Origin of the sequence: Kitasatospora sp. NPDC086791 (assembly GCF_040685975.1) — a bacterium.
Taxonomy (GTDB): Bacteria; Actinomycetota; Actinomycetes; order Streptomycetales; family Streptomycetaceae; genus Kitasatospora.
On record NZ_JBFBOC010000005.1, the window covers coordinates 71,544 to 92,013 of the forward strand.

The 20,470-nt window shown below is 71.3% G+C and carries 21 protein-coding genes; 19 read left to right on the forward strand and 2 right to left on the reverse strand.

The window, feature by feature from the left end; translation table 11 throughout:
- Positions 1–89 precede the first annotated feature (89 nt).
- From secY to glmM, 15 genes are all read left to right on the forward strand, one after another.
- Positions 90–1,400: a preprotein translocase subunit SecY gene (secY, locus tag AB0Q99_RS10655; RefSeq protein ID WP_363570168.1), complete on the forward strand. Its 1,311-nt coding sequence runs from the start codon at positions 90–92 to the stop codon at positions 1,398–1,400.
- Positions 1,400–2,053, forward strand: a complete 654-nt coding sequence (locus AB0Q99_RS10660; protein ID WP_363570170.1) for an adenylate kinase — start codon at positions 1,400–1,402, stop codon at positions 2,051–2,053. The genes secY and AB0Q99_RS10660 overlap by 1 nt, the downstream gene beginning before the upstream one ends.
- Before the next feature lie 116 nt (positions 2,054–2,169).
- Positions 2,170–3,009: a type I methionyl aminopeptidase gene (map, locus tag AB0Q99_RS10665; RefSeq protein WP_363570172.1), complete on the forward strand. Its 840-nt coding sequence runs from the start codon at positions 2,170–2,172 to the stop codon at positions 3,007–3,009.
- Positions 3,010–3,142: 133 nt separating this feature from the next.
- Positions 3,143–3,568 (forward strand): large conductance mechanosensitive channel protein MscL, encoded by a 426-nt coding sequence (mscL, locus tag AB0Q99_RS10670; protein ID WP_363570444.1) that lies wholly within the window; start codon positions 3,143–3,145, stop codon positions 3,566–3,568.
- Between the two features lie 194 nt (positions 3,569–3,762).
- On the forward strand, positions 3,763–3,984 hold the full coding sequence (gene infA, locus AB0Q99_RS10675; RefSeq protein ID WP_003956442.1) for a translation initiation factor IF-1: 222 nt from the start codon (positions 3,763–3,765) through the stop codon (positions 3,982–3,984).
- A 33-nt stretch (positions 3,985–4,017) separates the two neighbouring features.
- Positions 4,018–4,131: a 50S ribosomal protein L36 gene (gene rpmJ / locus AB0Q99_RS10680; protein ID WP_003956441.1), complete on the forward strand. Its 114-nt coding sequence runs from the start codon at positions 4,018–4,020 to the stop codon at positions 4,129–4,131.
- Positions 4,132–4,309: 178 nt separating this feature from the next.
- Positions 4,310–4,690 (forward strand): 30S ribosomal protein S13, encoded by a 381-nt coding sequence (rpsM, locus tag AB0Q99_RS10685; protein ID WP_188306769.1) that lies wholly within the window; start codon positions 4,310–4,312, stop codon positions 4,688–4,690.
- 72 nt (positions 4,691–4,762) lie between these two features.
- Positions 4,763–5,170 (forward strand): 30S ribosomal protein S11, encoded by a 408-nt coding sequence (gene rpsK, locus AB0Q99_RS10690; protein ID WP_030232513.1) that lies wholly within the window; start codon positions 4,763–4,765, stop codon positions 5,168–5,170.
- A 147-nt stretch (positions 5,171–5,317) separates the two neighbouring features.
- A complete protein-coding gene (locus AB0Q99_RS10695; RefSeq protein WP_030055844.1) occupies positions 5,318–6,340 on the forward strand; it encodes a DNA-directed RNA polymerase subunit alpha in 1,023 nt (340 codons plus the stop codon).
- Positions 6,341–6,467: 127 nt separating this feature from the next.
- Complete coding sequence (gene rplQ, locus AB0Q99_RS10700) at positions 6,468–6,962, forward strand: 50S ribosomal protein L17 (RefSeq protein WP_363570175.1); 495 nt, start codon at positions 6,468–6,470, stop codon at positions 6,960–6,962.
- Positions 6,963–7,053: 91 nt separating this feature from the next.
- A complete protein-coding gene (gene truA, locus AB0Q99_RS10705) occupies positions 7,054–7,989 on the forward strand; it encodes a tRNA pseudouridine(38-40) synthase TruA (protein WP_363570177.1) in 936 nt (311 codons plus the stop codon).
- Positions 7,990–8,031: 42 nt separating this feature from the next.
- Positions 8,032–9,690, forward strand: a complete 1,659-nt coding sequence (locus AB0Q99_RS10710; protein WP_363570179.1) for an ATP-binding cassette domain-containing protein — start codon at positions 8,032–8,034, stop codon at positions 9,688–9,690.
- Between the two features lie 243 nt (positions 9,691–9,933).
- Positions 9,934–10,377 carry a 50S ribosomal protein L13 gene (rplM, locus tag AB0Q99_RS10715; RefSeq protein ID WP_030055846.1) on the forward strand — a complete coding sequence of 148 codons (444 nt, stop codon included), beginning with the start codon at positions 9,934–9,936 and terminating at the stop codon, positions 10,375–10,377.
- 45 nt (positions 10,378–10,422) lie between these two features.
- Positions 10,423–10,926 carry a 30S ribosomal protein S9 gene (rpsI, locus tag AB0Q99_RS10720; RefSeq protein ID WP_350519922.1) on the forward strand — a complete coding sequence of 168 codons (504 nt, stop codon included), beginning with the start codon at positions 10,423–10,425 and terminating at the stop codon, positions 10,924–10,926.
- A 167-nt stretch (positions 10,927–11,093) separates the two neighbouring features.
- Positions 11,094–12,458, forward strand: a complete 1,365-nt coding sequence (gene glmM, locus AB0Q99_RS10725) for a phosphoglucosamine mutase (protein WP_363570181.1) — start codon at positions 11,094–11,096, stop codon at positions 12,456–12,458.
- A gap of 90 nt (positions 12,459–12,548) precedes the next feature.
- Here the strand turns inward: glmM and coaA are convergent, their stop codons facing one another.
- Positions 12,549–13,544, reverse strand: coding sequence for a type I pantothenate kinase (gene coaA, locus AB0Q99_RS10730; protein WP_363570183.1), 996 nt, complete (start codon positions 13,542–13,544; stop codon positions 12,549–12,551).
- A 99-nt stretch (positions 13,545–13,643) separates the two neighbouring features.
- On the opposite strand from coaA, the gene glmS reads away from it, so the two are divergent.
- Positions 13,644–15,500 (forward strand): glutamine--fructose-6-phosphate transaminase (isomerizing), encoded by a 1,857-nt coding sequence (glmS, locus tag AB0Q99_RS10735; RefSeq protein WP_363570185.1) that lies wholly within the window; start codon positions 13,644–13,646, stop codon positions 15,498–15,500.
- A 42-nt stretch (positions 15,501–15,542) separates the two neighbouring features.
- Here glmS and AB0Q99_RS10740 read toward each other — a convergent pair whose 3' ends face one another.
- Positions 15,543–16,100, reverse strand: coding sequence for a Uma2 family endonuclease (locus AB0Q99_RS10740; RefSeq protein WP_363570187.1), 558 nt, complete (start codon positions 16,098–16,100; stop codon positions 15,543–15,545).
- A gap of 170 nt (positions 16,101–16,270) precedes the next feature.
- Here AB0Q99_RS10740 and AB0Q99_RS10745 point away from each other — a divergent pair, with 170 nt between their 5' ends.
- From AB0Q99_RS10745 to AB0Q99_RS10755, 3 genes are all read left to right on the forward strand, one after another.
- Positions 16,271–17,746, forward strand: coding sequence for an NAD(P)H-hydrate dehydratase (locus AB0Q99_RS10745; RefSeq protein WP_363570189.1), 1,476 nt, complete (start codon positions 16,271–16,273; stop codon positions 17,744–17,746).
- Between the two features lie 196 nt (positions 17,747–17,942).
- A complete protein-coding gene (alr, locus tag AB0Q99_RS10750; protein ID WP_363570191.1) occupies positions 17,943–19,142 on the forward strand; it encodes an alanine racemase in 1,200 nt (399 codons plus the stop codon).
- Positions 19,139–20,431: an alpha/beta hydrolase gene (locus AB0Q99_RS10755; protein ID WP_363570193.1), complete on the forward strand. Its 1,293-nt coding sequence runs from the start codon at positions 19,139–19,141 to the stop codon at positions 20,429–20,431. The genes alr and AB0Q99_RS10755 overlap by 4 nt, the downstream gene beginning before the upstream one ends.
- Positions 20,432–20,470 lie beyond the last annotated feature (39 nt).

Sequence of the window (20,470 nt, forward strand, 5' to 3'; positions counted from 1 at the left end):
TGTGCCGTCTGTACGGGAGCCCGTACCGCAAACTCCCCATTCAGGACCGACCCTCCCGCCGACGACGCGCGGGAGGCGCAGGAGGCACCGTGCTCAGTGCGTTCGCGCGGGCGTTCCAGACGCCCGACCTGCGCAAGAAGCTGCTGTTCACGCTGGGCATCATGGTGCTGTTCCGGCTGGGCTCGCACATTCCGATGCCAGGGGTCGACTTCACTGCGGTCAACACCTGCGTGAAGGCGACCGAGAAGAGCGGCCTCTTCGGGCTTGTCAATCTCTTCAGCGGTGGCGCACTTCTCCAGCTGACGATCTTCGCCCTCGGGATCATGCCGTACATCACGGCGAGCATCATCCTCCAGCTCCTCACCGTCGTGATTCCGCGACTGGAGATGCTGAAGAAGGAGGGCCAGGCCGGCCAGGCGAAGATCACCCAGTACACCCGCTACCTGACCATCGCGCTCGCCGTGCTCCAGGGCACCGGCATCATCGCGACGGCGTCGAGCGGCGCGCTGTTCTCCGGCTGCCCCGTGGCCAACCAGATCGTCCCGGACACCAGCGTGTTCCGGATCGCGGTCATGGTGGTGACGATGACGGCCGGCACCAGCGTGATCATGTGGCTGGGCGAGCTGATCACCGACCGCGGCATCGGCAACGGCATGTCGCTGCTGATCTTCACCTCGATCGCGGCCCAGTTCCCGACCTCGATGTGGGCGATCAAGCAGTCCGGCACCATCGGTGGCGGCTGGGTCGAGTTCCTGTCCGTGGTCGCGGTCGGCATCGTCGTCGTGGCGCTCGTCATCTTCGTCGAGCAGGCCCAGCGCCGGATCCCGGTCCAGTACGCGAAGCGGATGATCGGTCGCCGGGCGTTCGGCGGTACGTCGACGTACATCCCGCTCAAGGTGAACCAGGCCGGTGTCATCCCGGTCATCTTCGCCTCGTCGCTGCTCTACATCCCCGCCCTGGTGGTCCAGCTGACCAACAGCCAGGCGGGCTGGGCCACGTGGATCCGGACGAACTTCGTCAAGGGTGACCACCCGATCTACATGGCCACCTACTTCATGTTGATCGTCTTCTTCGCGTTCTTCTACGTCGCCATCTCCTTCAACCCCGAAGAAGTTGCCGACAATATGAAGAAGTATGGTGGGTTCATCCCGGGTATCCGGGCCGGCCGTCCGACGGCCGAGTACCTGAACTACGTGCTGACCCGTATCACGTGGCCGGGTTCGCTCTACCTGGGCCTGATCGCGTTGATCCCGATGATCGCCCTGGTCGCCTTCGGACAGCAGACCAACTTCCCGTTCGGCGGCACCAGCGTTCTCATCGTCGTCGGCGTCGGACTCGAAACTGTGAAGCAGATCGAGAGCCAGCTCCAGCAGCGCAATTACGAAGGGTTCCTCCGCTGATGCGTATCGTCCTCGTTGGTCCTCCCGGGGCCGGGAAGGGTACTCAGGCGCACCTGCTCGCCAAGACCCTGTCCATTCCCCACATCTCCACCGGCGACCTCTTCCGCGCCAACATCGGTCAGGGCACCCCGCTGGGGCTCGAGGCCAAGAGCTACATGGACGCGGGCCGTCTGGTCCCGGACGAGGTCACCATCGGGATGGCCAAGGACCGCATGCTCCAGGAGGACGCCGTCAACGGCTTCCTGCTCGACGGCTTCCCCCGCAACCTGGGCCAGGCCAAGGCGCTGGACGAGTTCCTCGCCGAGCAGGGCATCGCGCTGGACGGCGTGCTGGACCTGGAGGTGCCCGAGGACGAGGTCGTCCGCCGGATCGCCGGTCGCCGCCTGTGCCGCAACGACGGTGGCCACGTCTTCCACGTGGACTACAACCCGCCGAAGGCCGAGGGCGTCTGCGACGAGTGCGGCGGCGAGCTGTACCAGCGCTCGGACGACACCGAGGACAAGGTGCGCACGCGCCTGGAGGTCTACCACACGGAGACCGAGCCGATCATCGGGTACTACAAGGAGCAGGGTCTCCTGGTGACCATCCCGGCCCTCGGCAAGGTCGACGAGGTCACCGCCCGCGCGATCGAGGCGCTGAAGCAGGACAGCTGAGTCTCTCGGCGAACGTACGACGGTACGGCCGGGTCGCCCGCCCAGCGGGTGGCCCGGCCGTTTCGGCGTCGTACGGTGGTAGGCAGTGGTAATCCGGACTTGGAAGGCGTGACCAGATGGTGGAGATCAAGACCCCCGAGCAGATCGCGAAGATGCGAGCGGCCGGGCTGGTCGTCGCCGAGGCCCTCAAGGCCTGCCGCGAGGCGGTCGCTCCGGGGGTGACCACCCAGGAGCTCAACGACATCGCGGACAAGGTCATCACCGACCACGGTGCCACCTCGAACTTCCGCGCCCATCACGGCGGCCTGTGGTTCCCGGGCGTGATCTGCGCCTCGGTGAACAACGAGGTCGTGCACGGCATCCCGGGCGACCGGGTGCTGCAGGAGGGCGACCTCATCTCGATCGACTGCGGCGCCATCCTGGACGGCTGGCACGGCGACTCGGCGATCAGCGTGGCGGTCGGCGAGGTCCGCCCCGAGGTCGAGATGCTGAGCCGGGTCACCGAGGGCTCGATGTGGGCCGGCATCGCCCAGATGAAGAAGAACAACCGCCTGGTCGACGTCTCCAAGGCGATCGAGGGCTTCATCCGCCGCCAGCCGCTGCCGCCGAAGGGCAAGTGGGGCATCACCGAGGGCTACGGCGGCCACGGCATCGGCACCGCGATGCACATGGAGCCGCACGTGCTGAACTACGTCGAGCGCGGCCGCGGCAAGGGCCCCAAGCTGGTCCCCGGCACCGTGCTGGCGATCGAGCCGATGGTCTCGCTGGGCACCCCGCACACCACCGTCCTGGACGACGAGTGGACGGTCGTCACCAACGACGGCACCTGGGCCTCGCACTGGGAGCACTCGGTGGCCGTGACCGAGCAGGGCCCGCTGGTCCTGACCGCCTTCGACGGCGGCAAGGCCGAACTGGCGAAGCTGGGCATCACCGCAGCTCCGGACCCGCTCGCGTAGTCCCGGCGGCACCCGGCCGCCACCGGTGACAAGGGATCAGAGCCCTGGAGGTTTGGACCTCCAGGGCTTTTGTCCTATTTTTATCGGCTGGCAGTGGTGGGCACTGGCCGAACGAGCGAGCAGGAGAGAACACGTGCTCAAGGGATTCCGCGACTTCATGATGCGCGGCAACGTCGTCGACATGGCGGTCGGTGTGGTCATCGGTGCCGCGTTCACCGCGGTGGTGACCGGCTTCGTGTCCGCCTTCCTCACCCCGCTGGTCGGTGTGGTGGTCGGCGCGGCCGGCGACTTCAGCTCGTACAAGGCGACGGTGGCCGGGGTCACCTTCCCGTACGGCCAGTTCCTCAACGTCCTGATCGCCTTCTTCATGACCGCCGCGGTGCTCTACTTCTGCGTGGTGCTGCCGATCACCAAGGCGACCGCGCGCTACCTGCCGAAGAAGCCGAAGACCCCGAAGCGCCCCTGCCCCGAGTGCCTCACCGAGATCCCCGAGGCCGCCCGCCGCTGCTCGGCCTGCACCGCGCACGTGGAGCCGCTGACGGTCACCACCGGGTTCTGAGCCGGCCGGTGTGACGGGTACCGCTGTCCGGGGCCCCCGTTTTGGTCCACCGGACGCGCTGGCGTAGGATGGACCGTCGGCTCACTCGTAGCGTGCTTCAGCGCGCCCTCTTCCCTCCGGGGGAGGGGTGAACCCAGGTTCGCACGAGCGTTCCGCATACGGTAGCCGGTCCCGGAAGGTGGATCTCGCAGTTCATGGCTAAGAAGCAAGGCGCCATTGAGATCGAGGGCACCGTGATCGAGTCTCTGCCGAACGCGATGTTCAAGGTCGAGCTGCAGAACGGTCACAAGGTCCTCGCGCACATCAGTGGCAAGATGCGCATGCACTACATCCGCATCCTGCCGGACGACCGGGTCGTCGTGGAGCTCAGCCCCTACGACCTCACGCGCGGCCGGATCGTCTACCGCTACAAGTAAGAACGTCAGATCTAGACCCGGAGAACCTGAAACATGAAGGTCAAGCCGAGCGTCAAGAAGATCTGCGACAAGTGCAAGGTGATCCGCCGTCACGGCCGGGTCATGGTGATCTGCGACAACCTGCGCCACAAGCAGCGCCAGGGCTGATCTCTCCCCAGCATTTCTCGTAGTACTTCGCGCGACGCGAAAACGTCATAAGCGGGCTGCCCGATCCGTCCCCCTTCCGGGGCGGACTGCCACCCCCGGTCAGAGGCCGGGGCTCCCTCACCGTGAGGTGTCGGAGTAGGTAGCACGCAAGACCTCTGAAAAAGCACAGGAGCCTTGAATGGCACGCCTCGCCGGCGTTGATCTCCCCCGTGAGAAGCGGATCGAGATCGCCCTCACCTACGTGTACGGCATCGGCCGTACCCGCGCCCAGCAGACCCTCGCCGAGACCGGCGTCAACCCGGATGTCCGCGTTCGCGACATCTCCGAGGACGACCTGGTCAAGCTGAGCCAGTACATCGACGCCAACTACACGGTCGAGGGTGACCTCCGCCGTGAGGTGGCCGCCGACATCCGCCGCAAGGTCGAGATCGGCTGCTACGAGGGTCTGCGTCACCGCCGGGGCCTGCCGGTCCGCGGCCAGCGCACCCACACCAACGCGCGTACCCGCAAGGGCCCGCGTCGCGCGATCGCCGGCAAGAAGAAGCCGGGCAAGAAGTAGTCCGTCCCGTAACCGGACATCCCTCCGGCCCGCGGGTCAGCGGACCGACCACCTCAGTAGGAGAACAGACTTATGCCCCCCAAGGGTCGTCAGGCTGCCGGCGCGAAGAAGATCCGCCGCAAGGAAAAGAAGAACGTCGCTCACGGCCACGCGCACATCAAGAGCACGTTCAACAACACCATCGTTTCGATCACCGACCCCGCGGGCAACGTGATCTCCTGGGCCTCCGCCGGCCACGTCGGCTTCAAGGGCTCGCGCAAGTCCACCCCGTTCGCCGCGCAGATGGCCGCCGAGGCCGCTGCCCGTCGCGCGCAGGAGCACGGCATGCGCAAGGTCGACGTCTTCGTGAAGGGTCCGGGCTCCGGCCGCGAGACCGCGATCCGTTCGCTCCAGGCCACCGGCCTGGAGGTCGGCTCGATCCAGGACGTCACCCCCACCCCGCACAACGGCTGCCGTCCGCCGAAGCGTCGCCGCGTCTGACGCAGCGCCTTCGGGCTCTCGGTAGTACTGCTTGAAACCTCGTACGGGCTCCCACGTAGTGATTCGTCGCTTCCCGCGGGAGCCCGTACGCTTGGTCCCGTCGGCATCAAATAGTGGGTGCCGAAGACAACTGGAGGAACATCCCCCATGCTTATCGCTCAGCGTCCCTCGCTGACCGAAGAGGTCGTCGACGAGTTCCGCTCGCGGTTCGTGATCGAGCCGCTGGAGCCGGGCTTCGGCTACACCCTCGGCAACTCCCTGCGCCGCACGCTCCTGTCGTCGATCCCGGGTGCCGCTGTCACCAGCATCCGCATCGACGGCGTCCTGCACGAGTTCACCACCGTGCCGGGCGTCAAGGAGGACGTGACCGACCTCATCCTCAACATCAAGCAGCTGGTCGTCTCCTCGGAGCACGACGAGCCGGTCGTGATGTACCTGCGCAAGCAGGGCCCGGGTGTGGTCACCGCCGCCGACATCGCCCCGCCGGCGGGTGTCGAGGTGCACAACCCCGAGCTGGTCCTCGCCACCCTCAACGGCAAGGGCAAGCTGGAGATGGAGCTGACCGTCGAGCGCGGTCGCGGCTACGTCTCCGCCGTCCAGAACAAGGCCTCCGGCCAGGAGATCGGCCGCATCCCGGTCGACTCGATCTACAGCCCCGTGCTGAAGGTCACCTACAAGGTCGAGGCCACCCGTGTCGAGCAGCGGACCGACTTCGACAAGCTGATCGTCGACGTCGAGACCAAGCCCGCCATGCGTCCGCGCGACGCCATGGCCTCGGCCGGCAAGACCCTGGTGGAGCTGTTCGGCCTCGCCCGCGAGCTGAACATCGACGCCGAGGGCATCGACATGGGCCCGTCCCCGACGGACGCCGCCCTGGCCGCCGACCTGGCGCTGCCGATCGAGGAGCTGGAGCTCACGGTCCGCTCCTACAACTGCCTCAAGCGCGAGGGCATCCACACCGTGGGTGAGCTCGTCGCCCGCTCCGAGGCCGACCTGCTCGACATCCGCAACTTCGGTGCGAAGTCGATCGACGAGGTCAAGGCGAAGCTGGCCGGCATGGGCCTGGCCCTCAAGGACAGCCCGCCCGGGTTCGACCCGACCGCCGCCGCCGACGCCTTCGGCGCCGACGACCTGGACGACGCGGGTTACGCGGAGACCGAGCAGTACTGAAAGACTTGACCGCGGGGGCGGTTCCCCGGAACCGCCTCCGTCGTCGTGAAAGTCGTGCGGGCACAGTGCCCGTACGCCCGCTGCGGTACCTGGTACGGCCGCAGTCGGAGATTCGAGGAGTAATTCCATGCCGCGTCCCACCAAGGGTGCCCGCCTCGGCGGCGGCCCGCACCACGAGCCGCTGCTGCTCGCCGGTCTGTGCCGGGAGCTGTTCCAGTACGGCCGCATCACCACGACCGAGGCCAAGGCCCGTCGGATGCGCCCGCTGGCGGAGAAGCTGATCACCAAGGCGAAGAAGGGCGACATCCACAACCGTCGTCTGGTTCGCAAGACGATCACCGACATCGCCGTGCTGCACACCCTCTTCACCGAGATCGCGCCGCGCTACGAGAACCGCCCGGGTGGCTACACCCGTATCACCAAGATCGGTCCCCGTCGTGGCGACAACGCCCCGATGGCCGTGATCGAGCTGGTCGAGGCGCTGACCGTCGCGCAGACCGCCGTCGGCGAGGCCGAGGCCGCCACCAAGCGCGCCGTCAAGGAGGCCGATGAGGCCGCCGCCGTCGCCAAGGCCGACGAGGGCAGCAAGGCCGACGAGGCCGAGGCCGCCGAGCAGGCCTGACACCTCTAGGTGTGTTGCGGGCCCGTTCTCCCAGCGATGGGGGAGCGGGCCCGTTCCTTGTTCTTCGAGGTCCCCGGGAGAAGAGAAACACGTGGTCAACGATTGCGCCGAGCAGCCGCCGGTGAAGGACGGCCCGGCGGACGGGTACGTCCGGGTCCGGCTCGACCTCGCCTACCAGGGCGCCGAGTTCTCCGGCTGGGCCCGCCAGAAGGGCGGTCGCCGGACGGTCCAGGAGGAGATCGAGACCGCGCTGCAGATCGTCACCCGCAGCCCCCGACTGTTCCCGCTGACGGTGGCCGGCCGCACCGACGCCGGGGTGCACGCCCGCGGCCAGGTCGCGCACGTCGACCTGCCGGCCGAGCTGTGGGAGGCGCACCGGGAGAAGCTGCTGCGGCGGCTGGCCGGCCGGCTCCCCGGGGACGTCCGGATCTACCGGGTCGGCGAGGCACCGGCCGGCTTCGACGCCCGCTTCTCGGCGGTCTGGCGCCGGTACGCGTACCGGGTCGCCGACCACCCCGGCGGGGTGGACCCGCTGCTTCGCGGCCACGTGCTCTGGCACGACCGCCCGCTGGACCTCGACCGGATGAACGCCGCCGCCGAACTGCTGCTCGGCGAGCACGACTTCGCCGCGTACTGCAAGAAGCGCGAGGGCGCGACGACCATCCGCACCCTGCTGGAGCTGCACTGGGACCGCGTCCCGGTGGACCCGTACGCGGCCCAGGAGGGCTCGCTCGCGGTCGCCACCGTGCGGGCCGACGCCTTCTGCCACAACATGGTCCGGGCGCTGGTCGGCGCGATGCTGCTGGTCGGCGACGGGCACCGGCCGGTGGAGTTCCCGGGCGAGGTGCTGGCCGGCGGGGTGCGCAACTCCGCCGTCAACGTGATCCGGCCGTACGGACTGACGCTGGAGGAGGTCGGCTACCCGCCGGACGACCTGCTGGCCGAGCGGAACCGGGCGGCCCGGCGGATGCGGACCCTCCCGGGACAGCCCGTCGCGCCGCAGGCGGAGCCCGGAGCCGGTTCCTAAATCGGTTTTGGCCGGAGGCGTCCGCTTGGGACAATCCTTCCCATGGGACACGTCGAGATTTCGCACCTGGAGTACTACCTGCCGGACGGGCGGGTGCTGTTCGACGACGCGTCCTTCCGGGTGGGCGAGGGCGCCGCGGTCGCCCTGGTCGGCGCGAACGGCGCCGGCAAGACCACCCTGCTGCGGATGATCGCGGGGGACCTCCAGCCGCACGGCGGCTCGGTGACGATCAGCGGCGGGCTCGGCGTGATGCGCCAGTTCGTCGGCACCACCGGCCGCGAGGACCAGCGCTCCACCCCGGGCGCGCTGCCCGCGGACGCCTCGGTCCGCGACCTGCTGGTGTCGGTCGCCCCCGAGCGGATCGCGGTGGCCGCCCGCGCGGTGGACGCCGCCGAGCTGGAGATGATCGCCCAGGACGACGAGAAGACGCAGATGGCGTACGCCCAGGCGCTCTCCGACTGGGCCGACGTCGGCGGCTACGACTACGAGACCGACTGGGACGTCTGCACCACGGCGGCCCTCGGCGTGCCCTTCGACAAGGCCCAGTGGCGCGGCCTGAACACCCTCTCCGGCGGCGAGCAGAAGCGGCTCGTCCTGGAGGCGCTGCTGCGCGGCCCCGACGAGGTGCTGCTCCTCGACGAGCCCGACAACTACCTGGACGTCCCCGGCAAGCGCTGGCTGGAGGAGGCCATCAAGGCCACCTCGAAGACCGTGCTGTTCATCTCGCACGACCGCGAGCTGCTCTCGAAGACCGCCGACAAGATCATCGCCGTCGAGACCGGCGCCACCGGCAGCAGCGTCTGGGTGCACGGCGGCGGCTTCGACACCTTCCACGAGGCCCGGCGGGCCCGCTTCGAGCGCTTCGAGGAGCTGCGCCGCCGCTGGGACGAGGAGCACGCCAAGCTCAAGAAGCTGGTCGTCACCCTGCGCCAGGCCGCCGCCGTCAGCCACGAGATGGCCTCCCGCTACGCGGCCGCCCAGACCAGGCTGAAGAAGTTCGAGGACGCCGGCCCGCCGGAGGCGCCGCCGCGCGAGCAGAGCATCAGCATGCGGCTGAAGGGCGGGCGCACCGGCGTGCGCGCCTTCACCATGGAGCAACTGGAGCTCACCGACCTGATGCGGCCCTTCGACCTGGAGGTCTTCTACGGCGAGCGGGTCGCGGTGCTGGGTGCCAACGGCGCCGGCAAGTCGCACCTCCTGCGGCTGCTGGCCGGCGACGAGACGGTCGCGCACACCGGCGCCTGGAAGCTGGGCGCCCGGGTCGTCCCCGGCCACTTCCGGCAGACCCACGCCCACCCGGAGCTGTTCGGCCGCACCGTCCGCTCGATCGTCGAGGAGGAGCACGCGCTCAGCCGCGGCGCCGCGATGGGCGCCCTGCGCCGGTACGAGCTGGACCGCCAGGAGGAGCAGAAGTTCGAGTCGCTGTCCGGCGGGCAGCAGGCCCGGCTGATGATCCTCAAGCTCGAACTCTCCGGTGTGACGGCCCTGTTGCTCGACGAGCCGACCGACAACCTGGACCTGGAGAGCGCCGAGGCGCTGCAGGCCGGGCTGGAGGCCTTCGACGGCACCGTGCTGTGCGTCACCCACGACCGCTGGTTCGCCAAGACCTTCGACCGCTACCTGGTGTTCGGGGCCGACGGCCGGGTGTACGAGTCGCCGGAGCCGGTCTGGGACGTGACCCGGGTGGAGCGCGACCGCTGACGGGCGGCGGGCCTCCGGCGGGTGGGCGTCCAGGGCATTTTTGACCCGCTCCGCCCCTGCCGGTAACCTGGACGCTTGATGTGCGTATTGGCTCGCTCTATCTCACGTGAGAGGTCGGTACGCCGGAGACATCAGGTCGACGACCAGCGATCACCCTTGAATTGCGTCCAAGGGTGATCAGGCTGCTCTTCCGTCCGGGTGCTCCTGTCAGGACTCACTCACTGAAAAGCGAAGGCTACGACCGTGCGTACGTACAGCCCCAAGCCCGGCGACGTCCAGCGTCAGTGGCACGTCATCGACGCGACCGACGTCGTGCTGGGCCGCCTGGCTTCCCAGGCCGCCAACCTCCTCCGGGGCAAGCACAAGGCGATCTACGCGCCGCACGTTGACACTGGTGACTTCGTCATCATCATCAACGCCGACAAGGTGCACCTGTCCGGTAACAAGAAGACCCAGAAGCTGGCCTACCGCCACTCGGGCTTCCCGGGCGGTCTGCGCTCGGTGCGCTACGACGACCTGCTGGCGAACAACCCGGAGAAGGCCGTCGAGAAGGCCATCAAGGGCATGATCCCCAAGAACAGCCTGGGCCGTCAGATGCTCTCGAAGCTGAAGGTCTACTCGGGCGACCAGCACCCGCACGCTGCCCAGCAGCCGGTGCCGTTCGAGATCACCCAGGTCGCGCAGTAATTCGGCCACCAAGCCCCCCAACACTGAAAAGAGCTGAGGAACACCGTGGCCGAGACCACTGAAACCCTTGAGGTCGACTTCGACGAGACCGTCGTCGAGGGCGAGTACACCTCCGAGGAGAGCTACACCTCCGAGTCCCTGGCCGGCCGCTTCGGCGAGGCCGTCCCGGGCGCAGGCCTCGGCCGTCGCAAGGAGGCGATCGCCCGCGTGCGCATCGTCCCCGGCACCGGCCAGTGGAAGATCAACGGTCGCACCCTTGAGGACTACTTCCCCAACAAGGTGCACCAGCAGACCGTGAACGAGCCCTTCAAGCTCCTGGAGCTGGACGGCCGTTACGACGTCGTCGCCCGCATCAGCGGTGGCGGCGTGTCCGGCCAGGCCTACGCGCTGCGCCTCGGCGTCGCCCGTGCCCTGAACGAGGCCGACGTGGACAACAACCGCGGCGCGCTGAAGAAGGCCGGCTTCCTGACCCGTGACGCCCGCGCCGTCGAGCGCAAGAAGGCCGGTCTCAAGAAGGCCCGCAAGGCGCCGCAGTACAGCAAGCGCTAATCGCGTCCCAGGGGGGTGCGGTCCGCCCTGGCGGCGCACCCCCTTGGATGCGCGAAACCGTCGCCCCGGAGTACCACGCGTACTCCGGGGCGACGTGTTCCCCGGCTACTGTGCGGCGGCCGGGATCATCGGTTGGGTCCGAGCAGTTGGTGATGGAGGACGGGACAGTGGGACGACTCTTCGGTACGGACGGCGTACGCGGGGTGGCCAACGAGGGACTGACGGCGGAGCTCGCGCTCGGGCTGTCCGTCGCGGCGGCGCACGTGCTCGGCGAGGCCGGCGCCTTCGACGGCCACCGGCCGGTCGCGGTGGTCGGCCGCGACCCGCGTGCCTCGGGCGAGTTCCTGGAGGCCGCCGTCATCGCCGGTCTGGCGAGCGCCGGCGTCGACGTCCTGCGGGTCGGCGTCCTGCCCACCCCGGCCGTGGCCTACCTCACCGGCGCGCTCGGCGCCGACTTCGGCGTGATGCTGTCGGCCAGCCACAACGCCATGCCGGACAACGGCATCAAGTTCCTCGCCCGCGGCGGCCACAAGCTGGACGACCGGATCGAGGACGCGATCGAGTCCCACTACCGCAAGCACACGCTCGGCGAGGAGGACTGGAAGCGCCCGACCGGCGCGGCCGTCGGCCGGGTCCGCGAGTACACCGAGGGCTTCGACAAGTACGTCGCCCACCTGATCGGCGTGCTGCCCAACCGCCTGGACGGCGTCAAGGTCGTCATCGACGGCGCCCACGGCGCGGCCGCCTACGTCGCCCCCGAGGCCTTCGCCCGGGCCGGCGCCGAGGTCGTCCACACCCTGGGGGCCGAGCCCACCGGCCTCAACATCAACGACGGCGTCGGCTCCACCCACCTGGACCGGCTGCGCACCGCGATGAAGGAGCACAAGGCCGACTTCGGCATCGCGCTGGACGGCGACGCCGACCGCTGCCTGGCCGCCGACGCCGAGGGCGACGAGGTGGACGGCGACCAGATCATCGCCATCCTCGCGGTCGCCATGAAGGAGGCCGGCACCCTGCGCGGCAACACCGCGGTGGCCACCGTGATGTCCAACCTCGGCTTCAAGCTGGCGATGGAGCGCGAGGGCATCGAGCTGGTGGAGACCGCCGTCGGCGACCGCTACGTGCTGGAGGCCATGAAGGAGCACGGCTTCGCGCTGGGCGGCGAGCAGTCCGGCCACGTCATCCTGCTGGACCACGCCACCACCGGCGACGGCACCCTGACCGGCCTGATGCTGGGCGCCCGACTGGCCGCCACCAAGCAGCCGCTGGCCGACCTGGCCGCCGTGATGACCCGGCTGCCGCAGGTCCTGATCAACGTCAAGGGCGTCGACAAGTCCCGGGTGCGGACCAGCACCGAGCTGGCCGCCGCGGTCGCCGGCGCCGAGGCCGAGCTGGGCTCCACCGGCCGGGTGCTGCTGCGCCCGTCGGGCACCGAGCCGCTGGTCCGGGTGATGGTCGAGGCCGCCGACCCGGCGCAGGCCGAGACGGTCGCGCAGCGGCTGGCCGAGGCGGTGCGCACCCACCTGGGCTGAGCCCGTGGGCCCGACCGTGCGGAAGGCCCCCACCGGGTTTCCGGTGGGGGCCTTCCGGCTTTTCTCGGGGTGGTCGGGGTGCTGCGGGGCTCAGAGCTTGCGCAGCAGCGCCCGGCGGACCTTGTGGTCCGCGCCCTTCTGCAGGATCAGGGTGGCCCGGCCGCGGGTCGGCAGCACGTTCTCCAGCAGGTTGGGCTTGTTGATGGTGCGCCAGACCTGCCGGCCGTACTCCATGGCCTCCTCCTCCGGCACCTCGGTGAAGCGGCGGAAGTAGGAGTTCGGGTCCTGGAAGGCGGTCTGCCGCAGCTTGCGGAAGCGGTCCAGGTACCAGTGCTCGATGTCGTCGGTCCGGGCGTCGACGTAGATCGAGAAGTCGAAGTAGTCGGCCACCGCGAGGCGGGTGCGGCCGTCGGTGCCGGGCAGGGCCGGCTGGAGCACGTTCAGGCCCTCGACGATCAGGATGTCCGGGCGCTCCACGGTCAGCCGCTCATCCGGCACGATGTCGTACACCAGGTGCGAGTAGACCGGGGCGCTGACGCGCTCCTTGCCCGCCTTCACGTCCGCGACGAAGCGCGTCAGCGCCCGGCGGTCGTACGACTCGGGGAAGCCCTTGCGGGCCATCAGGCCGCGGCGGCGCAGTTCGGCGTTGGGGAGCAGGAAGCCGTCGGTGGTGACCAGTTCGACCCGGGGGTGCTCGGGCCAGCGGGCGAGCAGCTCCTGGAGGAGGCGCGCGGTGGTCGACTTGCCGACGGCGACCGAGCCGGCCACGCCGATGATGAACGGGGTCCGGGTGCGCTCGGTGTCCGGGGTGTCCAGGAAGGTGCCCAGGGTGCCGCGCAGTTCGTGCGTGGCGTGGATGTACAGGTTCAGCAGCCGCGACAGCGGCAGGTAGACGTCACGCACCTCGTCGAGGTCGAGGGCGGTGCCGAGGCCGCGCAGCTGCTCCACCTCCTCGGCGGTCAGCGGCAGCGGCGTACGCTCGCGCAGCGCGCTCCACTCGGCCCGGCTGAGGTCCACGTAGGGGGACGGGGACGGGCCGGGCGTGGCGGCGCCCCGCGTACAGAGTTCGGTCAGCACATGCTCCATTGTGAGCCGTAGCGGCGTTCACGGTCGTTGTGGTGTCGGTCACGCAGCGTTGGCGCGAGACGGGAATACGGCCACAGAACCGCCCTTATGCTGGCACGCATGTGCGGAATTGTTGGATACGTGGGCGCGCAGTCCGCCCTCGACGTAGTAATCGCAGGCCTGCAGCGCCTTGAGTACCGGGGTTACGACTCGGCCGGTGTCGCGGTGCAGGTCCAGGACTCCGACGGGCAGTGGAGCCTGTCCACCGACAAGCGGGCCGGAAAGCTCGCCAACCTCGAGAAGTCGCTCGCCGAGACCCCTCTGCCCGGCGGCACCACCGGCATCGGCCACACCCGCTGGGCCACCCACGGCGGCCCGACGGACGCCAACGCCCACCCGCACCTGGACGACGACCTGCGGGTCGCCGTGGTGCACAACGGCATCATCGAGAACTTCGCCCAGCTGCGCGCCGAGATCGCCGAGCGCGGCCACACCCTCCGGTCCGAGACCGACACCGAGGTCGTCGCCCACCTGCTGGGCGAGGCCTACCAGGGCGACCTCGCCGAGGCCATGCGGGTGGTCTGCCGTCGGCTGGAGGGCGCCTTCACCCTCGTCTCGGTGCACGCCGACGCGCCGGACGTCGTCGTGGGCGCGCGCCGCAACTCGCCGCTGGTCGTCGGCCGCGGCGAGGGCGAGAACTTCCTCGCCTCGGACGTCGCCGCCTTCATCGCGCACACCCGCGAGGCGATCGAGCTGGGCCAGGACCAGGTCGTCGAGCTGCGCCGGGAGGGCGTGACCGTCACCAACTTCGACGGCACCCCGGCCGACGTGCGCGAGTACCACGTCGACTGGGACGCCTCCGCCGCCGAGAAGGGCGGCTACGACTACTTCATGCTCAAGGAGATCGCCGAGCAGCCGAAGGCCGTCGCGGACACCCTGCTCGGCCGGATCGGCACCGACGGCCGGCTCACCCTCGACGAGCTGCGGATCTCCGACGCGGACCTGCGGTCGGTCGACAAGGTCGTCATCGTCGCCTGCGGCACGGCCTTCCACGCCGGCATGATCGCCAAGTACGCGATCGAGCACTGGACCCGCATCCCCTGCGAGGTCGAGGTCGCCTCCGAGTTCCGCTACCGCGACCCGATCATGGGCCCGGGCACCCTGGTCATCGCCATCTCGCAGTCCGGCGAGACCATGGACACCCTGATGGCCCTGCGGCACGCCCGTGAGCAGGGCGCCAAGGTGCTGGCGATCTGCAACACCAACGGCTCGACCATCCCGCGCGAGTCGGACGCCGTGCTGTACACGCACGCCGGCCCGGAGGTCGCGGTCGCGTCCACCAAGGCGTTCCTGACCCAGCTGGTCGCCTGCTACCTGGTCGCCCTCTACCTGGGCCAGGTGCGCGGCACCAAGTGGGGCGACGAGATCTTCGCCGTCATCAAGGAGCTCGGCGACGCACCGAAGCAGGTCGAGCAGGTGCTGGAGACCATGGAGCCGGTGCGCGAGCTGGCCCGCTCGCTGGCCGACGCTCGCTCGGTGCTGTTCCTCGGCCGCCACGTCGGCTTCCCGGTGGCCCTGGAGGGCGCGCTCAAGCTCAAGGAGCTGGCGTACATGCACGCCGAGGGCTTCGCGGCGGGCGAGCTCAAGCACGGCCCGATCGCGCTGATCGAGGAGGGGCTGCCGGTCGTGGTGGTCGTGCCCTCGCCGCGCGGACGGTCGATCCTGCACGACAAGATCGTCTCCAACATCCAGGAGATCCGGGCCCGCGGTGCCCGCACGATCGTGATCGCCGAGGAGGGCGACGAGGCCGTCGTCCCGTACGCGGACCACCTGATCCGCATCCCGGTCACCCCGACCCTGCTCCAGCCGCTGGTCTCCACCGTCCCGCTCCAGGTCTTCGCCTGCGAGCTGGCCACGGCCAAGGGCCACGAGGTCGACCAGCCGCGCAACCTGGCGAAGTCGGTCACCGTCGAGTAGTTCCACGCCCGTCGGCGACGGCGCCCCTGCGGTGGCTGCGTCCTACCGCAGGGGCGCCGTGTCGAGCGTGAAGGAGAACGGGGCGGGCAGCTTGATCCGCCTGCCGAACTCGGTCTCGTGGAGGGTCGCGTAGTCGCCGCCCTTCGGATCGGTGAACAGCGTCACCCTTCCTTCGCTCCGGTCGATGAGCAGGTAGCAGGGCACGCCGGCAGAGGCGTAGCCGAGGCGCTTGGACTCGCGGTCCTTGACCGGATTGGTCGACGTCACTTCGAGGACCAGTTCGACTCCTACGGCGGACGACCACGAATCCTGGGCGCGGAAGTGGCCGACCGGCGCAACGGTGGCGTCGGGGATGAACCGGCCTCTCGGGGTGATCAGTCCCTTTCCGCCGCTGACGTACAGCTCCTCCGCTGCCTCGCGTGCCACAGCCCGGGCGAACCGCGCGATCGCGTCTTCGTGATCACCGTCCGGTGGTGGCGTCACAACGATCTCCCCTTCGATGAGTTCAGCCTTGAATCCCGGCGGGGTGTCCAGCTCCAGGAACGCCTGCAGGAGGCTGTCCTCGCCCAGCGGGTGCTCGATTGCCGGCATGGCGACCATGGCCCTTCTCCCTCCTGTGGGTCCGTGCCGTGCCACAAGGTAGGCGTACGGACCGGCACCGGTGGGGATCGAAGTGGTTGTCACTCGAAAGTGTGCCGCAGGCCCGGCTCCCGCGGGGCGGTGACGCGGGCTAGCGTCGTCCGTACGTCGACGGCCGGAGGAGCCCCGCCATGCGTCATGCACATCCTGTGGAAACCGTCCGGGCCGCCGAGGCCGCGTTGATGGCGCGGCTGCCGGAGGGGACGCTGATGCAGCGGGCCGCCGCGGGGCTGGCGGCGACCTGCGCGCGGCTGCTGACCCGGCGTCGGGGGCGGGTGTACGGCAGCCGGGTGGTGGTGCTGACCGGCAGCGGGGACAACGGGGGTGACGCCCTGTACGCCGGGGCCGCGCTGGCCCGGCGCGGGGCGCGGGTGACGGCGGTGCTGCTGGCGCCGGAGCGGGCGCACGGGGGCGGGCTGTCCGCGCTGCGGGCGGCCGGCGGGCGGGTGACGGCGGAGCGGGAAGTCGGCCTGGCCGACTTCTCGTGCGCGGACCTGGTGCTGGACGGGATCGTCGGCATCGGCGGCCGGGGCGGGCTGCGCCCCGAGGCCCGGCCGTACGCGGAGGCCGGGCGGCGCGGGGTGGTGGTCGCGGTGGACCTGCCCAGCGGGGTGGACGCCGACACCGGCGAGGTGCCGGGCGCGGCGCTGCGCGCGGACGTCACCGTCTGCTTCGGCACGTACAAGCCCGGGCTGCTGATCGACCCGGGGGCCTCGTACGCGGGCGCCGTGCAGCTGGTCGGCATCGGGCTGGAGCTGCCGGAGGCGGACGTGACGGTCCCGCAGCACGCGGACGTGGCGGCGCTGCTGCCGCTGCCGGGCGCGGAGAGCGACAAGTACCGGCGCGGCGTGGTCGGGGTGGCGGCCGGCTCGGCGACGTACCCGGGGGCGGCGCTGCTGGCGGTCGCCGGGGCGCAGCGGGGCGGCGCGGGCGCCGTCCGGTACGTGGGCGCGGCGGCCGAGGAGGTGGTGCGGCGCTTCCCGGAGACGCTGGTCACCGAGGGCGGTCCGGCCGGGGCCGGGCGGGTGCAGGCCTGGGTGGTCGGGCCGGGCGGCGGCGAGGGGGCGCGGCAGGCGCTGGCCGAGGCGCTGGCGAGCGACGTCCCGGTGCTGGTGGACGCGGACGGGCTGACCGAACTGGCCCGGCTCGGCCCGGAGGCGCTGGCCGGCCGCACCGCGCCCACCCTGCTCACCCCGCACACCGGCGAGGCCGCCCGGCTGCTGGCGGGTGCCGAGGGCAGCGCGCCGCCGGCCGCCGACGACCTGGCCGCGGCCCGGCTCGCCACCGCCCGCCGGCTGGCGGCCGCCTACCGCGCGACGGTGCTGCTGAAGGGCTCCACCACGGTGGTCGCCGATCCGGGCGGTGCCGTCCGGGTCAACCCCACCGGCACCTCCTGGCTGGCCACCGCAGGCAGCGGCGACGTCCTGGCCGGGCTGGCCGGTTCGCTGCTGGCGGCGGGTCTGTCGCCGCTGGACGCCGCCTCGGCGGCCGCGTACCTGCACGGCCTGGCCGGCCGGGAGGCGGCGGGCCGGCCGGGCGCGCCGGTGACGGCGCTGGCGGTCGCGGAGGCGCTGCCCGCGGTGTGGCGGGCGGTCCGGGAGGGTTGAGGGCGGGCCGGGGGGGCCGTCAAGGCCGGGCAGGGAGCGTCGAGGGAGCGGAACCGAACGCTCCGCCGGCGGCGTCCGGCAAGGGGGTGACGAACGGTTCGCCGCGGGCCGGTGCGACGGGCGGGCCCCGCCCCCCGGCCGCCGCGCCGACGGGCCGTTCGGCGAGGACTCCGGGACGTCTGGGAGACTGACCCTGATGACAACTGCGAACACGACCGGCACAGCCACCCTGACCGACGGCGTACGGGCCGAGGCGACCATCGATCTCGGCGCCCTGCGGGGCAACCTCGCCGCGCTGCGCGAGCGCGTCGGCAGCGCGGCGGTGATGCTCGCGGTCAAGGCGAACGCCTACGGCCACGGCGCGGTCGAGTGCGCCCGCGAGGCGGTCGCCAACGGGGTCGGCTGGCTCGGCTGCGCGACGCCCGACGAGGCGCTGGCGCTGCGGGCCGCGGGCATCCGCCCGGAGCACGCCCGCGTGCTGTGCTGGCTGTGGACGCCCGGCGGGCCGTGGCGCGAGGCGCTGCGCGCGGACCTGGACATCTCGGTCAGCGGCCAGTGGGCGCTGGACGAACTGCTCCCGGCCGTCCGCGAGACCGGCGTCCCGGCCCGCGTGCACCTGAAGGCCGACACCGGCCTGGGCCGCAACGGCTGCCAGCCGCAGGACTGGCCGCGGCTGGTCGCCGCCGCCCGGCGGGCCGAGACCGAGGGGCTGCTCACCGTGGTCGGCGTCTGGTCGCACTTCGCGGCCGCCGACGAGCCCGGCCACCCGTCGATCCAGGCCCAGCTGGACTCCTACCGCGCCGCGCTGGCCGTGGCCGAGGCGGCCGGGCTGCGCCCGCAGGTGCGGCACCTGGCGAACTCGCCGGCCACCCTGCTGCTGCCGGAGTCGCACTTCGACCTGGTCCGCACCGGCCTGGCCGCGTACGGGCTGTCGCCGGTGCCCGAGGTGGCCTCGCCGGCCGACTTCGGGCTGCGCCCGGTGATGGCGCTGACCGCGCGGCTGGCGCTGGTCAAGGCGGTCCCCGGCGGGCACGGGGTCAGCTACGGCCACCACTACACGACGCCCGGCCCGACCACCCTGGGCCTGGTCCCGCTCGGCTACGGCGACGGCGTCCCCCGGCACGCCAGCGGCACCGGACCGGTGCAGATCGGCGGCAAGTGGCGCACGGTGGCCGGTCGGGTCGCGATGGACCAGTTCGTGGTGGACCTGGGCGGGGACGCCCCCGAGGTCGGCGACGAGGCGCTGCTGTTCGGCAGCGGCGAGCGCGGCGAGCCGACCGCCGAGGACTGGGCCCGCGCCTGCGGCACCATCTCGTACGAGATCGTCACCCGGATCGGCGCCCGGGTGCCCCGCCGTTACCTGGACGGCAGCCACCCCGGGGGCGCGTCGGCATGACGGACACACCGACCGGGGACGGGGCGGTCGCGGCGGTCGCCAAGGCGGCCGGCGCGGCCTCCGGGGTGAGCCGGGCGGGCGTGATCGGGATCTCGGTCGGCGTGCTGGCGGCCGGTGCGGCCGCCGGGGTGGCGATCGAGCGGCTGACCGTCGGACGGGCGATGCGCCGCCGGGCCCGGGCCGAGCTGGACGCGAGCGCCCCGTACGGCTCGCTGCGCGGGCGCCCGCGGACGGTGGCCGCGCCCGACGGCACCGAGCTGTACGTGGAACTGGACGGCCCGCACCCCGAGGCCGGCGGCGACGGACCCGGCGGGGAGCCGCTGACCGTGGTCTTCTGCCACGGCTACTGCCTCAACCAGGACAGCTGGCACTTCCAGCGGGCCGCGCTGCGCGAGGGCGTGCGGCTGGTCTTCTGGGACCAGCGCAGCCACGGCCGCTCCGAGCGCTCCCGCTCGTTCCTGGCGGGCGAGCCGGCCGGCATCGACCAGTTGGGCGGCGACCTCAAGGCGGTGATCGACGCGGTCGCGCCGACCGGGCCGCTGGTGCTGGTGGGCCACTCGATGGGCGGCATGACGGTGATGGCGCTGGCCGACCAGTACCCGGAACTGTTCCGGGCGGGGGCGTCCCCGGCCGCAGGCGGGGGGAGGGTCGTCGGGGTCGCCCTGATCGGCACCCTCGCGGGTGGCTGGGACGAGGTGAGCCTCGGCCTGCCGAAGGCCGGCGCGAAGCTGTTCAAGAAGGTCGCGCCCGGCGTGGTGAAGCTGCTGGGCCGCCAGGTCGACCTGGTGGAGGCGACCAGGCGGCTGGGCTCGGACGTGACCGGCGTCCTCTACCGGAGGTTCTCCTTCGGGGGCCGGGACGTCGACCCCGGTGTGGTGCGCTTCGCCGAGCAGCTGCTGGACGCCACCCCGATCGACGTGGTCGCCGAGTTCTACCCGGCGTTCGGCGCGCACGAGAAGTACGGGGCGCTGGCCGCGCTGCGCGGCCTGCCGGCGCTGGTGCTGGCCGGGACGAAGGACCTGCTGACGCCCTCGGCGCACAGCGAGGCGATGGCCGAGCGGCTGCCGGGTGCCGAGCTGGTGCTGGCCGAGGGCGCCGGGCACCTGGTGATGCTGGAGCGCCCGGAGCTGGTCGACCGGCAGCTGGCGCTGCTGCTGCGCCGGGTCGCCGAGCTCACCGGGGCCGCGCCGCTGCCCGCGGCCGTCCTCGACCTGACCCGGGAGCCGGCCGACGGGACGGCCGGGACCGGCGACGGAACGGCCACCGAACCGGCCGTCGGCCCCGCCTGACGCCCGCCGCGGCACCCGCCCGCCGCACCCGCCCGCCGC

What these genes read in the sequence shown, in the direction of transcription:
- map (WP_363570172.1), top strand. Translation starts at nt 2,170, where the DNA reads ATGGTGGAGATCAAGACCCCCGAGCAGATCGCGAAGATGCGAGCGGCC.
- rplQ (WP_363570175.1), top strand. Translation starts at nt 6,468, where the DNA reads ATGCCGCGTCCCACCAAGGGTGCCCGCCTCGGCGGCGGCCCGCACCAC.
- AB0Q99_RS10710 (WP_363570179.1), top strand. Translation starts at nt 8,032, where the DNA reads ATGGGACACGTCGAGATTTCGCACCTGGAGTACTACCTGCCGGACGGG.
- alr (WP_363570191.1), top strand. Translation starts at nt 17,943, where the DNA reads ATGACAACTGCGAACACGACCGGCACAGCCACCCTGACCGACGGCGTA.
- AB0Q99_RS10740 (WP_363570187.1), bottom strand. Translation starts at nt 16,100, where the DNA reads ATGGTCGCCATGCCGGCAATCGAGCACCCGCTGGGCGAGGACAGCCTC.
- rpsK (WP_030232513.1), top strand. Translation starts at nt 4,763, where the DNA reads ATGCCCCCCAAGGGTCGTCAGGCTGCCGGCGCGAAGAAGATCCGCCGC.
- coaA (WP_363570183.1), bottom strand. Translation starts at nt 13,544, where the DNA reads ATGGAGCATGTGCTGACCGAACTCTGTACGCGGGGCGCCGCCACGCCC.
- AB0Q99_RS10695 (WP_030055844.1), top strand. Translation starts at nt 5,318, where the DNA reads ATGCTTATCGCTCAGCGTCCCTCGCTGACCGAAGAGGTCGTCGACGAG.
- infA (WP_003956442.1), top strand. Translation starts at nt 3,763, where the DNA reads ATGGCTAAGAAGCAAGGCGCCATTGAGATCGAGGGCACCGTGATCGAG.
- rpmJ (WP_003956441.1), top strand. Translation starts at nt 4,018, where the DNA reads ATGAAGGTCAAGCCGAGCGTCAAGAAGATCTGCGACAAGTGCAAGGTG.
- AB0Q99_RS10755 (WP_363570193.1), top strand. Translation starts at nt 19,139, where the DNA reads ATGACGGACACACCGACCGGGGACGGGGCGGTCGCGGCGGTCGCCAAG.
- glmS (WP_363570185.1), top strand. Translation starts at nt 13,644, where the DNA reads ATGTGCGGAATTGTTGGATACGTGGGCGCGCAGTCCGCCCTCGACGTA.
- rpsM (WP_188306769.1), top strand. Translation starts at nt 4,310, where the DNA reads ATGGCACGCCTCGCCGGCGTTGATCTCCCCCGTGAGAAGCGGATCGAG.
- AB0Q99_RS10745 (WP_363570189.1), top strand. Translation starts at nt 16,271, where the DNA reads ATGCGTCATGCACATCCTGTGGAAACCGTCCGGGCCGCCGAGGCCGCG.
- AB0Q99_RS10660 (WP_363570170.1), top strand. Translation starts at nt 1,400, where the DNA reads ATGCGTATCGTCCTCGTTGGTCCTCCCGGGGCCGGGAAGGGTACTCAG.